This window comes from Legionella rubrilucens, assembly GCF_001468125.1.
GTDB classification, from domain to species: domain Bacteria; phylum Pseudomonadota; class Gammaproteobacteria; order Legionellales; family Legionellaceae; genus Legionella_C; species Legionella_C rubrilucens.
Genome location: NZ_LNYT01000001.1, coordinates 82,801 through 96,526 on the forward strand (window position 1 = coordinate 82,801; position 13,726 = coordinate 96,526).

The window sequence follows — 13,726 nt, forward strand, 5'->3', positions numbered from 1 at the left end:
ATTAGCTCACTGTGTAACGGCTTAACTTCCCATTGGAGGTCATGACGTAGAGATTATTGCCCAATGCCAGTGGCGCCACACTCACCGCACCGCTCATGGGCGTCCTGGCGAGAAACTCCCCATTTTGGGTTGACAACACGTGCATTGTGCCGGTTTTATCGCCCACGAACAGTCGATTGCCCATCAAAACAGGCTCGGTCAAACCTCGGGCTTTTAACGCAACCTGTTTCCAATTGACCTGACCATTGTGAGTATTGATAGCCCAAATGACATCATCACTGTCAGTAAGGTACAGACTGTCACCGCGAACGACCATGTTTTTATAAAGGGATACGGGTTTGTTCCACAGGAATTGCCCATCGGTCAGCGACATGGCACCAATGTAACCCTGGTAACTGCCAAGAATAGCCACGTTGCCTCGAATAATCGGATCGGCGTCAATATCCACCAACCTTTCTACGTCGCTGGATCCCGTCGCATACACAATGCTTTTTTGCCACAACAAGTGCCCGGACTCCAGATCTACGGCATCCACTTTACCGTCCGAATAGCCGACAACGACCACATTGCCCCTGACTACAGGTGATGAGCTGGCTTTAAGAATCAAGCTGGGAGCGCCATGCACTGAGACCCATTTTTTCTCGCCTGAGTGCACATCAAAAGCGTAAAGGTTACCATCAATCGTTTTGGCGATGACCTTGCCTTGAGCAATAATGGGTTTTGCCAATACTTCACCGGACACATTGGCTTTCCAGAGCTCAGAACCATCGCTTTGTTTTAAGGCGACAATGGATGAATCATCAGTAGCCAGTATCAAACTGCCTTGACCGACGGCTGGACCGCTGACCAACGTGTAGGGGATTTTTTTAGCCCATTGCTGGGTGCCTGTGGATTTATCAATGGCCTGGACATAGCCGTTATGATCCGCACTGTACAGAATGTTACTGGAGACGGTAGGCCTTAAGCGTAGATAGGCCTCATTTCTTCGTGAGCTTCCGACAGGGGCATTCCATTGTTCAACCAGGGTCACCTTCGCTTTGACCGGTTTTAACTCGGAAGGTTGCGGCGTATTGTCCTTACCGAGCATGTAATCATCAATTTTACTGCAGGCTGGCAACAAACCAATCAAAGCCAGCGCCATCATACTTCTACTCAACTTAAAAAACATAAAACCTCTTCTCATGCAGCTTGTAAGGAATGATTATCCATGGTGGTGGACTGGGTCATGGCCGCCAATTCATTGGTCTTCATCTCAAGGAAGAGATTGCCCATGCCGTGTGTACGCACTTCCGTGATGGCTTCCTTATATGAAATAATTGCCTGCTGATATTTACCGGTAGCCGCATAAATATCGCCTTTCAATTCATTAATGACAGGCATATAGGCATTATCATCCACCACCGACAGCTCCGTTAAGGCCTTGTCATAGGATTTTTCAGCCAGCAGCAAACGGGCAATCCGTATTTTAGCAATCTGCTTTAACGCAGAAACCCTGGAGGCTGAGGCAACCTGATTCAACATGTCCCTTGCTTCGTTGTATTTTTCCTTATTGACCAGCAATTTTGCCAGAGTCATTCTTGCCGCATCGGCATAAACCGTCTGACCATACTCGTTAATTAACTGATTGGCATAGGCTTTAATGCCTTTATTATCATGATTGGAAAAAGCCACCATCAGGTGTTCGTAGGCTGACGAAGCCTGAGTATTTATCTTTTCCTGATGCCAATGCCAATATTTGTAGCCGGCGGCGCCCAGCATGATGAACGACAGGACGACTGTAATCATCGTGCTGTAACGGTTCCACCATTTTTTAATCGCTTCTAATTGCTCTTCTTCAGTCATATAAACCGACATCATCTTCTCCTGCCATCATCCAAGATAGTCTGTAAATGAGTTGCTAAATCCTGTTGTGGGATAGTGACCTGATCTTCCTGATTACGCAAGTTTTTAAGGCTCACCAGTCCATTTTTTACTTCATCTTCCCCAAGAATAAGGGCAAAATCAGCACCGCTCCTGTCGGCTTTCTTAAACTGGCTTTTAAATCCTCCGCCAACCGTATTGGTTATGACGCACCAGTCTGCGTTCACCTGACGCAGTTCTTCAGCAAGCGTCAGGGCGCGCAACATCGCCTCATCGCCGCTGGCAATGAGAAACAGCGAGGGTTTTTTGCAGAATTCCGGCGTGCGCTGCAAGGTTTCCATCAGCAGCAGCAACCGTTCTTCACCCATGGCAAAACCAATGGCCGGCGTTTTATTGCCGCCTAAATGCTCGACCAGGGCATCATAACGCCCGCCAGCACAGACGGTTGCCTGGCTTCCCAACTGGTCAGTGACCCATTCAAACACCGTATGACCATAATAATCCAATCCTCGAACCAGGAAAGGATTGACTTCATAAGCAATGCCCAGTTGCTCAAGGCCTGCGCACAGATCATCAAAATGGCGCCGGCTTTCATCGCTGAGCGAATCCATGAGACGCGGAGCCTGACTCACCAACCCCTGTATGTCCGGGTTTTTGCTGTCAAGAATTCGTAATGGGTTTTTTTCAAGACGCCTTAAACTGTCCTCATCCAGAACCGACAGATTGGCTTTGAAAAACTGCACCAGCTTTTCTTTGTAATGCTGTCGCTCGGAAAGTTCACCTAAGGTATTGATCTGTAAACGCACCGACTGATCAATACCGAGTGTCTTCCATAGCCGGACACAAAGAGCCAAAAGCTCCAGTTCGATGGGCACGCCCTCGATACCCAATACTTCCACGCCAAACTGGTTAAATTGACGGTAACGCCCTTTTTGCGGTTTTTCATGGCGGTACATCGGCCCCATGTACCATAATTTTTGCTGCTGGTTATGCAGCAGGCCATGCTCAAGGCAGGCACGCAGGCAGCCTGCCGTCCCCTCCGGGCGCAGAGTGAGGCTATCACCGTTTAAATCCGTGAAGGTGTACATTTCTTTTTCAACGATATCAGTGACCTCACCGATGGTTCGTTTGAACAGTTGTGTACTTTCGACCAGGGGAAATCGTATTTCCTGATAGCCGTATTGCGACAGGCACTGGATAAACACTGTTTCCAGATTACGCCAGGTTTCTGTCTGATGGGGCAGTACATCGTTCATACCCCGGATTGCTTGAATTCTCTCAACCAAAATTACTTCTCCGTTGAGGTGTCTGAATTTAATCGGAACATCGATTGCATCTTGGAAACATCGGTCAGTTTGACTTCCACCTGTGTTTCTACCCCATCCGTTTCAGGCTTTTTAAGTGAAGCCATCTGGCTATCGCCTTTCGTAAAAAAGAGTTGATCGCTGTTTTTCTGCCACCAGAAACTCACTGCCACAACTGCAGCAATGACGATACAGGCTGTTATCCAACGCACTGCACGCTCGCCGCGATGCGATTCGCGCTTGCTTTGCCATAACGCTGCTTTTTCAGGCTTGCGTTCAGCCACTGCGGTTTTATTAAAGGACGACACGTAAGGCTCGGCTGAAACACCCAGTAATTTGGCATAGGCACGAAAGTAACCTTTAACAAAGACTGGCTCCGGCATTTGATCATAGGCATCTTCTTCAAGAAGCTCGATTAATCGCACTCTTAAATGCAGTTTGCCTGCAACGTATTCACGGCTGTACCCTTTCTTTTCCCGGATATGGGCTAACTGGGCACCTGGGTTCTGTATGGGGTTCTCTGCTGGGGCTTCATCCATTGGCACTGTCGAATTCATTTTTTTCTCCGGCATAGTCGGTATTACGGGTTAATTTAGTCAGGCGCGCTTGGTAATCCGCTGCAACCTCTGCTTTCCCCAGTTTGGTCGCGGCATCCGCCGCCAGGCTTAACAGAACGGGATCATTTAACGATAATTCCTGGTACTTCTGTAAATACTTCAGTGCCTTTTCAGGCTGGCTCTGTTTCAATGCGATTGTGGTTAATTCAAGAAGCGACTGTTTACGCTCAGGATCCTGTTCCAGGGCCTTGCTGAAATAGGTTTCGGCTTTGGCATAATCCGGCACAGCCGCTGCGCATAACCCGGCGTTTTCATAAGCTCCGGCGCTGTGGACATAGTGCACGTCGCTCACGGCTTTCAAAAAATAGCTTTCCGCTTCGCTGTATTTACCGGCGCGGCATAAGAAAGTACCGTAGTTGTTAAGTTGCGCCCCGCTGTTGGGTGCTAAAGACAAAGCCTTCTTATAATAAATGCGGGCTTCATTCATATCGCCTGTCTTTTCAAGAAAATAAGCCATAGCCACATTCACATCGGGCGAGTCGGGCGCCAACTCCAGCGCGGTAAGCAACTTGCGTTTCGCCCGCGGCCGATCACCCTGCCTTAAATACCCCATTCCCAGTTGCACATTGAATGAGGCAGCATCACTCAGTTTCTGGACGTTTTCCGCTTTTTGCCGCTTGGCGTCCATGCTGTGCTGGCAGGATTGTAACAGGAGCAGCACGCCGCAAAAAAGGAGAAAGCGGCACGAACGGAAAATGGCTTGAGTCGGTATGAATGGGGCGAAACCGGCAATCAAGCCAGCTTGTTCTTTCATTGAATTCAACGGCAAGCGTAATTGTCTTAACACAGTAATCACAACGCGTTAGAAAAGATTGAGCATTATAACCATGAATACCCGAATTTCAAAACGCTTATGTGAAGGATTCTTCGTTCAACCCCTCCGGTTTTCGGGGCATGAAATTTAATTTTTGCCAGCGTTGAGAGCGACTGGTGCGATCGTTGACTTTTCCGGCCAATTGACCACAGGCGGCATCGATGTCATCGCCACGGGTTTTTCGGGTTATAGTATTGATTCCTTTAGCAATTAATCTATCCCTGAAAGCATCGATCGTCTCTTTGGATGAACGCTCGTATTGCGTCATGGGGAACGGATTAAATGGAATCAAATTCACTTTGGCGGGAACATTGTGAAGCAATTTGATTAATTGACTGGCATGCTCAGGCTGATCGTTGACCCCCTTTAACATGACGTATTCGAAAGTCACCTTACGCTTAGGCTCATCCTTGAAGTAAGTCCTGCAGACGTCCATCAGTTTGGCCAGCGGGTATTTTTTATTGATGGGTACCAGAATATTACGCAATTCGTCGGTTGGCGCATGAAGCGAGACAGCGAGAGAAACAGGGCTCACTTCCCTTAACCGGATAAGATCCGGTAACACGCCGGAAGTACTTAATGTCACACGGCGCTTGGAAAGACCATAAGAAAAATCATCCATCATTAAATCCATGGCCGTCACGACATTGTCAAAATTAAGCAAAGGCTCGCCCATGCCCATCATCACCACGTTGGTGACCTTTTTGTCATGGTGACCCTGGCTTGTTGATAGCTCGCGAGCCGCCAGCCAGACCTGACCTATGATTTCAGCCGTGCTCAGATTGCGGTTAAACCCCTGTTTGGCCGTGGAACAGAAACTGCAGTTCAAACCACAACCCACCTGAGAGGATACGCACAGAGTCCCGCGAGTCGCTTCGGGAATAAAGACCGTTTCAATGGAATTGCCGCAGTCCAGTTTAAGCAGCCATTTATGGGTTCCATCGCTGGATTTCTGACTGGCAATGATTTCAGGCAGACGAATTTCAGCGATCTCAGCGAGTTTGTCGCGCAGTGTCTTGCCCAGGTTGGTCATTTGCGAAAAATCATGAAAGCCAGCCTGATGAATCCATTGCAACACCTGCTGGGCACGAAAAGGCTTTTCATCCAGTTGGGTGAAAAAATCCCGCATTTGCTGGTAATTAAAATTCAACAGGTTGACTTTACTGCTCATGATTCTCTCAATAACGGCTTATCGTGTGCACACTTCGTGCGGTTCAAAGAAGAAGGCAATTTCCTGACGTGCGGTTTCAGCGCTGTCAGAACCGTGAACGGCATTGGCATCGATGCTGTCGGCAAAATCAGCACGAATTGTGCCGGGGGCTGCTTCCTTGGGGTTGGTGGCACCCATTAAATCACGGTTTTTAGCAATCGCGTTTTCGCCTTGCAGAACTTGAATCATCACCGGACCTGAAATCATGAAGCTGACCAGATCATTGAAAAAAGGACGAGCCTTATGAACGGCATAGAAGCCTTCGGCCTGTTCACGGGTAAGATGAGCCATACGGGCGGCAACGATTTTCAAACCGGCCTTTTCAAAGCGAGAATAAATCTGGCCGATGACGGATTTGGCTACTGCATCAGGTTTAATAATGGATAAGGTGAGTTCTTGTGCCATGAATGCTACTCCAATGTTAAATAAAGGGGCATATTATACATGAAAACCAAAGGGATTAGCTAATGGTAAACACCCCAAGCCCTCAAATAGGTGATCCGATCGTTAATCAATGAATAACCGTCGGTCAGGATTGATCGCCAATGCTGGCATCAAAATGAAGTTCTTCACGGTTAATCTCGTTCTGAACAGGATTAATTTTATAGTCAGGCAATTGCGTTAGCAGTTCATTCGCCTTGATAATCGCCGCTTTAAATTCCTCGCGATAACGTTTGAGCGTGTGCGACATCTCGGTAATGCGGTGGCTGAACTCCTGAGCAGCCTCATCCGTTTCGCGGTTAAATCGATTCAATTCAGCTATTTTTTCAATAAAAACAGCTTTTATCTCAGCATTCAGAGTCAGACCCAACTGCACGGCAACGCCTTGCCAATAAGGGGCTTCACGCTGAGGCTGCTCAACGTCATGATGGGCCAACAGCGACAGCACAGCGTTTTTGATTTGTTCGTTGCTTTTATTCACATTGTATCGGCGTAATTCATCGCCAATTTCTTTGGCTACCCGCAACAGAGCCTCATTCCAATTGGCAGCATGTTTAATCAGCATGGATTGACTTTGGGCAATCAGCTTGTCCTGTTTTATCTCTTCCTGATGAAAACTCTCACCCAAGGCCACCAGTTTTTCCCGTTCGGCATTTAAGGTTTCCCGCGTTTGAGCTCCCGGAGAAGTTTCACTTTTGCCGCTTTCTCCCGATAACAGATAGTCGATATACAGTTTCTGGCCATACACCTGATAATCTCGGGCCTGCTGAAAAATAATGCCATTAAACACATTGCGCAAAGGCAATCGCAGCAATTGATGATAAAATGTATGCGGCTTTTTGAGCGCATTGACCAGATCATCATGGCTCAGTTTAATTTTATACCGTTCAAGAAGGCGCTCTACCGTGATCAATCCATAAGTGGAAAGCCACATTGATAAATCATTTTCCTTTTGCTCTTCGCTCATTCTTTTTCCAACTTGATTTTACAACTGTCTTTGATATATAAGGCGGTTAAACCTATTATAGATTAATAATCTGATGCTAAACCCTCTCCCTGATGATTTGCAAATTTTAATTGATTTTTTAAAGACGCCCACACCCAAAGCCTGGATAGACGCGGCCATCAGCCATATTCCTTTACTCCTGCTCGATCATGCTCACTGCGAACGAAAAGCGGCGGCCACGGCAATCAATTTCATGAGCAAGTACCCTGAAAACAAAGCGCTGGTGGCGATGATGTCCCCGCTGGCACGGGAAGAATTGCTTCATTTTGAGAAAGTCATTGATTTAATGACGGCGCGGGGTCTCGCTTTCGGGCCGCTTCATCCCTCCGCTTATGCCCAGCAGCTTCATGCCCTGGTGATTCGGCGGGATGGCAAACAGCGTTTATGTGAGCAATTACTGGTAGGCGCCATTATCGAAGCACGCTCCTGCGAACGTTTTAATGCTTTAATTCCCTCTCTTGAGGACAAGGTATTGCAGAAATTTTATCAGTCGCTGGTTAAATCCGAGGCGCGGCATTTTGAAAATTATTTAACATTGGCGTCCGATTGCGGCGTTGATTTCAGTGCACGCCTGGCGGAATTTATTCAACGGGAAAACGAGTTAATCATGCAGCAGGACACGGTGTTTCGTTTCCACAGCGGCATACCCTGCTTTTAGCAGGGCAGACCGAATCAGGGCGCAAGTGAGGATGAGGTGACTTTATCCATTTCCGCATCCATGTGATAACGATGGGAAAAGAAGCTTTGCAGACTGTTCTGATCATCCGCGTTCAGTTGGATGAATGCGTCTTTGGTCATCGGCTGTTTGCTGGTTCTATCCTTTAACACAGGCGGATTCTGGCTATTATCCATTGCATACCCGCGTGTTTTCGCCCAGGCAAGAAAACCGGTTTTAAAGACTTCTTGCTGCTCATCAGGCAGCGGTTTGCCGTCATACGTCACCGAAAGCGTGGTGCCCCCCTTGTCCGTAAAATCAATATTTACTTTCAAGGGAAGTAAATCATCTTTCTTCCAGCCTTTTTCACGCAGTTTGTCGCCGATTTTATCACCAAGATGCAGGCCTTTTTCATCCATCAATTTAACGAGTGACGCAAAACCCAGTTTGCTGTCCCAAAGGCCTTTTAGCAAGGGTTCAATCGGACGATTATCGAAGGTCACGCAGAGTGCGGCATGCAAGGCCTGATAGGCATTGAAGATATTCATCATGATCGTTATCCATTCGTTGTATCCTTCCATCCCGCGGCTCAACAGATCATCAGCCATTTTTTCAACCCGAGCCCATTTTTCAATGGCTTCGTTATCGCGCTCTTCTTTACGCAGCACATCCACTTCACTTTTAAGCTGGGCCTGCTTTTTGGTCTCTTCGTCCGTCAGCGCTTGGCGGATTGATCGGTCACGTTCGTCTTCCAGGGCTTTTTTGGCATTCGCTTCCCTTGCTAATTCTTCACGGGTTTTCATAAAATTACCTCATCGAATGGGCTGTATAAATTCAAAACCTTTTGGTTGATCATAACACAGTATTTTCGGCGTGTCATCCCAGTCACTGAGTACATAACGGTAATAATCCACCGCTCCATAATGATAGCGGCTAAGCCCCGGTTTATGGGTATGCCCGTGGATGACCTGTTGCACGCCGCAACGGTACAGGTGTTTAAGGACATCGTTCGCAACCACATCCATCATCTGCTCATCCTTGTTACGGTTTTGCTGACTGCGTTGCCGGATATGGCTGACTAACTGGTTGCGGTAGCTCAAGGGGAGTTTTAGAAACAGAGCAGTAAAAAGACGGTTACGGGTAAGGCGGCGGAAACGCTGATGCGCCTTGTCCAGCGTGCAATAACGGTCACCATGGGTCAACAAAACCGGCACACCGCCGAGTGTAATCAGGCTTGGGTCCCGTAAAAGGGTCATCCCTGCTGTGGTTGCGAAACGCTGACCCAGTAAAAAATCGCGATTGCCATGCAGGTAATAGATGGTAAGTCCCTGCGATGCGGCCTGTGCAAGCGTACTGGCAATGGCGGAACTCCACTCATCAATGCTGTCATCCCCCGGCCAGGCATGGAAAAAATCACCCAGGATATAGAGCGTTCGCGCGTTAGCCGCCGCCCACTGCATAAAGTCATTAAAGCGATGCGTAATGGCGGGTACGTCAGGATGAAGATGCAAATCGGAAATAAAAACAGCCTCTAGCATAAAGGCTCGATCTGGATGTGTTCATCCTGAAGATAAATCTGACAGGGTCCCTGATGCAATTCGATGGCATCGCTTAAACGGTAAAATCCGGCAATGGACACGAGTTCGGCTTCCAGCGACTGGCAGAATATTCGGGCTTGCCTGTCCCCGGACATACCGGCTAAAGCACGCCCGCGCAACGCGCCATACACATGAATATTACCGTCGGCCAGCAATTCAGCGCCGTGACTGACCGAGGCAGCAATCACCAGGTCGCCGCCCTTGGAAACGACCTGCTGCCCGGAACGCACCTGCGTTGTTAATAATTTGCTTTTAATTGGTTCTGAGGCCGGGGCTGCCTCATCAGAGGCCTCATCCAGCAAGGGCTTGTCATGAGTCGATGAGGCGTGGAGAACCGCAAGTCCCATGCATTGACCTATGGAATTTAGCAGCGGGTTTGCGCCTTGAATGGCCACCGGTAAAATACTTTTTAATCGCAGTGCCTGACAAAAAGCCTGAAGGTCGATTTCACTGTCCTGGATGGCGGTAAAGTCCAATACAACCGGCGTATTATCAAACAATTTGGGCGCCTTGGCGATCACTTCATCCAAATAATGCTCAAAAATGGTGAGATCATGATTCAACAATTGCAGTACTGTAAAGGTGTAAAGCCTGCCCTTGAGCTTAAATGCTTGTGATTTCAACAAATTATCTGCCATAACTACGATATCCATCACTGACTTTTTTATTTATACTAGCATGAGGCAATAAATAACAGAAGGACATCATCGTGGATAGAATATGGTTGGCTCAATACCAAGAGGGCGTTCCACATACAATTAATCCGGAAGAACATGCCTCCCTCGTCTCTTTGTTTGAAGATTCATGTAAAGCGCATGCCAATAAAACAGCTTATGTCAATCTCGGCTGTGAACTGACCTACGAGGAACTGGACAGAAAAAGTTATCAATTCGCGTTGTACCTGCAGCAGCTCGGTTTAAAGCGGGGAACCCGCGTCGCTCTGATGATGCCCAATGTACTGCAATACCCGATCGCTCTGTTTGGTCTGCTTCGCGGCGGATTCATCGCCGTGAACACCAACCCGCTTTACACCAGTGACGAGTTGATTCATCAAATGAATGATTCCGGCGCCGAAGTGATTGTCGTTCTGGCCAATTTTGCCAAAACCGTGGAAAAAGCCCTGCCTCATACTGGCATTAAACACGTCGTGGTCACCGAGATAGGCGATGTTTTTCCCGCGGTTAAACGCATCCTGGTGAATGCCGTCGTCAAGTACATTAAAAAGCTGGTCCCCGCCTACCATCTGCCCATGGCCATTCGTTTTAATGAAGCCTTAAAGCAGGACAGCAGCAAAACGCTTAAACCCGTGTCGTTGAATCATCAGGACATCGCCTTTCTGCAATACACCGGCGGTACCACCGGGGTGGCCAAAGGGGCGGTATTAACCCACGGCAACATGGTTTGCAACGTGCTGCAGGCCTATGCCTGGATTAAACCCCTGCACATTGAGGAGCAGGACATTATTGTCACGGCCCTGCCGCTTTATCACATCTTCTCATTAACAGCGAATTGCCTGACCTTCCTTAAAGCCGGCGCGAAAAATATTCTCATTACCAATCCCCGCGATATTCCGCATTTCATCGATGAAATTAAAAACAGCCGTTTTACGGCCATTACCGGGGTCAATACCCTGTTTAATGCCCTGCTTAATAATCCCAAATTCAAGGACATCGATTTCTCCCAGGTTAAACTCGCGCTGTCAGGCGGGATGGCCTTACAGAAAAGCGTGTCCCTGCGCTGGAAGGAAATGACCAAAACCCGTGTGCTTGAGGCCTATGGATTGACGGAAACATCACCCGCCGTGACCATCAATCCCATGTACCTCGAAGATTACAATGGCAGCATTGGCTTACCCCTGCCCTCCACCGACATTTCCATTCGCGATGAATCAGGGCAGGAAGTCTCTCTCGGCACACCAGGCGAATTGTGTGTTAAAGGCCCGCAGGTTATGGCCGGTTATTGGCAACGGCCGGATGAAACGGCATTAGTCTTCACCAAAGACGGTTTTCTGCGCACAGGCGACATCGCCACAGTCGACGACAAGGGTTTTGTTTATTTAGTCGATCGTAAAAAAGACATGATTGTGGTTTCAGGCTTCAATGTTTACCCGAACGAAGTGGAGCAGGTCATCAGCATGCACCCCGGCGTCCTTGAGGTGGGTGTTGTCGGCGAACCGCACGAAGAAACCGGCGAGCGTGTGAAAGCCTGTATCGTCAAACGCGATCCGCAATTAACGTCGGAGGAAATTATTGCCTTGTGTAAAGAGCATCTGACCGCGTATAAAATTCCCAAAGTGGTCGAGTTCTATCATGAGTTACCCAAAACCAATGTCGGCAAGATTCTGCGCCGGGCTTTGCGCGGGTAATCAATTCGTTAAATCAAGGGCGCACAACTGCATCATGATGCGTGCGGTTGCGCCCCAGACGATTCGGTCTGGCTCGCCCAAATAATGACAGGACTGAAACACCAGCCCTTCCCGCTCAACTGGAATGAATTGATAATTTGCTTTACGGCACACCTGGTTTAATGGCGTGCGAAACACCTCGGCCACTTCCTGATTATCCAGCCGGCAGGGGTTTATGGATTTGATTCTGGCCAGCCAGGGATGAATAATGAAGCCCGTCAGTGTCTTTTCCACCGCCAGCGGGATCTCGGAATAAACACGTCCGGCATCAATGCCTAATTCTTCCCACAACTCCCTTAAGGCCGTGTGATACAAATCCGAATCGCCGGACTGCCAGCGACCGCCTGGAAAACAGATTTCGCCGGGATGATTTTTTAGCTGCTGGCTTCTTTGCGTGAGAATCAAGGACTGACTGCTCTCCTCAATCAGCACAATCACCGCCGCATCAAGACCTGACTTTTCCCTATCCATTTTTTTCAAGCTCCCGGCTGATGGCTGCAATTTTGGTAAAACATTCCTGGTACTCTTCGTCACAATCAGAATCAATCACAATACCGCCGCCGGCGGAGAGACTGATTTGCTGCTCACGGGTTATCAGGGTACGGATAGCGATGTTGGTATCAAAGCGGCCATGAGCGGAAAAATAGCCGATACTGCCGCAGTAAGCTTCACGTCGAAAAAGCTCCTGCTCGGCAATGACCCGCATGGACTCCCGTTTCGGCGCACCGGTAATGGATGCGCCGGGAAAGCAGGATAAAAAGGCTTCCATGGGCGAAATCCCTTCACGGCAATGCGCTTCGATATCGCTGACTAAATGATGCACGGCGGTAAAGCTTTGCAAATCGCATAAATGAGGAACGTTGACCGTGCCTGGTTGGGCAATCCTACTGAAATCATTACGCATCATGTCGACAATCATCACGTTTTCCGCACGGTTTTTCTCACTGGCCAGCAGGCGCTCTTTATATTGTTCATCGAGCACGGGATCACTGGATCGACGCTCAGTGCCCTTAATTGGCGAGGCCAGTAAGACGCCATGATCCATTTTCATGAATCGCTCAGGCGAAAAGCTGACAAGATCGCCCTGATCGGTTTTAAGGCAGGCTGCAAAGGGAACCGGATTAGTCCGTCGGATGCGCGTATAAATATCCCAACTGCGTCCTTCATAGCCGGCTAGGAAGGGTTGTGTGTAATTGGCTTGATAACAGCGCCCATCCTGTAAAGCCTGTTGAATCCGATCAAAGGCGTGACGGTATTGCTCGCGGGTAACCAGGGGCGTAAAAGGGCTGACGTTCAGAGGCTGACGCGCTGTACACGGGCGATGCCAGAGGGCTGAGGCTTCCTCAACAATGGCTTTGGTATCGGCCCGGCTATTGGCGGAAAACAGCCGCACAGTCTTGTACTGGTGATCGGTTATGATTGCCCAATCGTAAAAACCCCAGTGAGCCAATGGGCTTTTCCCCGGTAAAGTCCTGGGCTTATCGACAGGGATCCCTAGAAGAGCGCATCCCAAATCATAGGAGAAAAACCCCAGGGCACCGCCCTGAAACGGCAGATCCAGCGGCAATGAACGTGTGGGTAATGCTGCTTTAAACCGGTCTAAAAACCCGGGCAACTCGGTTGCGCTTTCAATCTTGAGTGTTTCATAGGGGCAGGCCGTCAGAATGTCGTAACGTCCGCGCACCCTGTCGCCGCTTTCCAGCAACGCAAAGCCGGGTAGATTCTGCAAGGCCTGATAATGGTCAATCAGTTCCTCACGATAAGGTAATTCAATAAGAGAGTAGTCGCTCAACACATCAATCCGCTAATTCGCTGGG

15 protein-coding genes are annotated in these 13,726 nt (G+C 48.7%); 2 read left to right on the top strand and 13 right to left on the bottom strand.

Features of this window, described 5'->3' with window-relative positions; genetic code table 11:
- Nucleotide 1: 1 nt before the first annotated feature.
- The 8 genes from bamB to Lrub_RS00410 form a co-directional block, all read right to left on the bottom strand.
- Nucleotides 2-1,144 carry an outer membrane protein assembly factor BamB gene (bamB, locus tag Lrub_RS00375; protein ID WP_058530215.1) on the bottom strand — a complete coding sequence of 381 codons (1,143 nt, stop codon included), beginning with the start codon at nt 1,142-1,144 and terminating at the stop codon, nt 2-4.
- Nucleotides 1,145-1,179: 35 nt separating this feature from the next.
- The gene (locus Lrub_RS00380; protein WP_058530216.1) at nt 1,180-1,854 is read right to left on the bottom strand and encodes a YfgM family protein; all 675 of its coding nucleotides are present in this window, start codon (nt 1,852-1,854) and stop codon (nt 1,180-1,182) included.
- Entirely contained in the window at nt 1,854-3,149 is a 1,296-nt protein-coding gene (gene hisS, locus Lrub_RS00385) for a histidine--tRNA ligase (protein ID WP_193392343.1), read from the bottom strand. The genes Lrub_RS00380 and hisS overlap by 1 nt, the downstream gene beginning before the upstream one ends.
- Nucleotides 3,149-3,721, bottom strand: a complete 573-nt coding sequence (locus tag Lrub_RS00390; RefSeq protein WP_058530218.1) for a helix-turn-helix domain-containing protein — start codon at nt 3,719-3,721, stop codon at nt 3,149-3,151. Before Lrub_RS00390 ends, hisS begins: the two co-directional genes overlap by 1 nt.
- Complete coding sequence (pilW, locus tag Lrub_RS00395; RefSeq protein WP_237760713.1) at nt 3,696-4,568, bottom strand: type IV pilus biogenesis/stability protein PilW; 873 nt, start codon at nt 4,566-4,568, stop codon at nt 3,696-3,698. Before pilW ends, Lrub_RS00390 begins: the two co-directional genes overlap by 26 nt.
- A gap of 64 nt (nt 4,569-4,632) precedes the next feature.
- Entirely contained in the window at nt 4,633-5,766 is a 1,134-nt protein-coding gene (gene rlmN, locus Lrub_RS00400; RefSeq protein ID WP_058530219.1) for a dual-specificity RNA methyltransferase RlmN, read from the bottom strand.
- Between the two features lie 18 nt (nt 5,767-5,784).
- Complete coding sequence (gene ndk / locus Lrub_RS00405) at nt 5,785-6,210, bottom strand: nucleoside-diphosphate kinase (RefSeq protein WP_058530220.1); 426 nt, start codon at nt 6,208-6,210, stop codon at nt 5,785-5,787.
- Nucleotides 6,211-6,334: 124 nt separating this feature from the next.
- Complete coding sequence (locus tag Lrub_RS00410; protein ID WP_058530221.1) at nt 6,335-7,213, bottom strand: hypothetical protein; 879 nt, start codon at nt 7,211-7,213, stop codon at nt 6,335-6,337.
- A gap of 73 nt (nt 7,214-7,286) precedes the next feature.
- Here Lrub_RS00410 and Lrub_RS00415 point away from each other — a divergent pair, with 73 nt between their 5' ends.
- A complete protein-coding gene (locus Lrub_RS00415; protein ID WP_058530222.1) occupies nt 7,287-7,910 on the top strand; it encodes a MiaE family protein in 624 nt (207 codons plus the stop codon).
- A 14-nt stretch (nt 7,911-7,924) separates the two neighbouring features.
- Here Lrub_RS00415 and Lrub_RS00420 read toward each other — a convergent pair whose 3' ends face one another.
- The 3 genes from Lrub_RS00420 to minC are packed head-to-tail and all read right to left on the bottom strand — an operon-like array spanning nt 7,925 to nt 10,143.
- The gene (locus Lrub_RS00420) at nt 7,925-8,710 is read right to left on the bottom strand and encodes a hypothetical protein (RefSeq protein WP_058530223.1); all 786 of its coding nucleotides are present in this window, start codon (nt 8,708-8,710) and stop codon (nt 7,925-7,927) included.
- A 9-nt stretch (nt 8,711-8,719) separates the two neighbouring features.
- Nucleotides 8,720-9,445, bottom strand: a complete 726-nt coding sequence (locus Lrub_RS00425; protein ID WP_058530224.1) for a UDP-2,3-diacylglucosamine diphosphatase — start codon at nt 9,443-9,445, stop codon at nt 8,720-8,722.
- Nucleotides 9,439-10,143 (bottom strand): septum site-determining protein MinC, encoded by a 705-nt coding sequence (minC, locus tag Lrub_RS00430; RefSeq protein ID WP_058530225.1) that lies wholly within the window; start codon nt 10,141-10,143, stop codon nt 9,439-9,441. The genes Lrub_RS00425 and minC overlap by 7 nt, the downstream gene beginning before the upstream one ends.
- Nucleotides 10,144-10,214: 71 nt before the next feature.
- Here minC and Lrub_RS00435 point away from each other — a divergent pair, with 71 nt between their 5' ends.
- A complete protein-coding gene (locus Lrub_RS00435; RefSeq protein WP_058530226.1) occupies nt 10,215-11,870 on the top strand; it encodes an AMP-binding protein in 1,656 nt (551 codons plus the stop codon).
- Here the strand turns inward: Lrub_RS00435 and Lrub_RS00440 are convergent, their stop codons facing one another.
- Together Lrub_RS00440 and pabB are read right to left on the bottom strand one after the other, a co-directional pair.
- Nucleotides 11,871-12,380, bottom strand: a complete 510-nt coding sequence (locus Lrub_RS00440) for an NUDIX hydrolase (protein WP_058530260.1) — start codon at nt 12,378-12,380, stop codon at nt 11,871-11,873.
- Entirely contained in the window at nt 12,373-13,701 is a 1,329-nt protein-coding gene (gene pabB, locus Lrub_RS00445) for an aminodeoxychorismate synthase component I (RefSeq protein ID WP_058530261.1), read from the bottom strand. Before pabB ends, Lrub_RS00440 begins: the two co-directional genes overlap by 8 nt.
- Nucleotides 13,702-13,726: the final 25 nt, after the last annotated feature.

Excerpts from the sequence above, each read along its gene's own strand:
- Lrub_RS00390 (WP_058530218.1), bottom strand. The coding sequence starts at position 3,721 with ATGAATTCGACAGTGCCAATGGATGAAGCCCCAGCAGAGAACCCCATA.
- bamB (WP_058530215.1), bottom strand. The coding sequence starts at position 1,144 with ATGATGGCGCTGGCTTTGATTGGTTTGTTGCCAGCCTGCAGTAAAATT.
- rlmN (WP_058530219.1), bottom strand. The coding sequence starts at position 5,766 with ATGAGCAGTAAAGTCAACCTGTTGAATTTTAATTACCAGCAAATGCGG.
- Lrub_RS00440 (WP_058530260.1), bottom strand. The coding sequence starts at position 12,380 with ATGGATAGGGAAAAGTCAGGTCTTGATGCGGCGGTGATTGTGCTGATT.
- Lrub_RS00410 (WP_058530221.1), bottom strand. The coding sequence starts at position 7,213 with ATGAGCGAAGAGCAAAAGGAAAATGATTTATCAATGTGGCTTTCCACT.
- Lrub_RS00425 (WP_058530224.1), bottom strand. The coding sequence starts at position 9,445 with ATGCTAGAGGCTGTTTTTATTTCCGATTTGCATCTTCATCCTGACGTA.
- ndk (WP_058530220.1), bottom strand. The coding sequence starts at position 6,210 with ATGGCACAAGAACTCACCTTATCCATTATTAAACCTGATGCAGTAGCC.
- Lrub_RS00415 (WP_058530222.1), top strand. The coding sequence starts at position 7,287 with ATGCTAAACCCTCTCCCTGATGATTTGCAAATTTTAATTGATTTTTTA.
- Lrub_RS00420 (WP_058530223.1), bottom strand. The coding sequence starts at position 8,710 with ATGAAAACCCGTGAAGAATTAGCAAGGGAAGCGAATGCCAAAAAAGCC.
- Lrub_RS00380 (WP_058530216.1), bottom strand. The coding sequence starts at position 1,854 with ATGTCGGTTTATATGACTGAAGAAGAGCAATTAGAAGCGATTAAAAAA.
- minC (WP_058530225.1), bottom strand. The coding sequence starts at position 10,143 with ATGGCAGATAATTTGTTGAAATCACAAGCATTTAAGCTCAAGGGCAGG.